Raw genomic sequence first — 246 nt, 5'->3', positions numbered from 1 at the left:
GGACGACGGCGCGCTGCGCGACCGGCTGAAGGCCCGGGCCCAGGAACGTCGACGGTTCGGCTATCGTCGCCTGCACGTGCTGCTGCGGCGCGAGGGCCATGCGGTCAACAGGAAACGGGTCCAGCGGATCTATCGCGACGAGCAACTGACGGTGCGCCGGCGCGGCGGCCGGAAGCGAGCGATGGGCACGCGGCGACCGCTGGACCTGCCGCTGGCGCCCAACCAGCGCTGGTCGCTGGACTTCGT

At 72.4% G+C, this 246-nt stretch carries 1 protein-coding gene; it reads left to right on the top strand.

What is annotated here, in order from left to right:
* A partial coding sequence (locus tag CVH10_RS23235; RefSeq protein WP_146143340.1) for an IS3 family transposase occupies positions 1-246 on the top strand: 246 nt, incomplete at both ends.

This window comes from Halomonas sp. ND22Bw, assembly GCF_003011945.1.
Lineage (GTDB): Bacteria > Pseudomonadota > Gammaproteobacteria > Pseudomonadales > Halomonadaceae > Halomonas > Halomonas halophila.
Note: the sequence above shows the minus strand (reverse complement) of the source record. Positions and strands in the feature narration are given on the sequence as shown.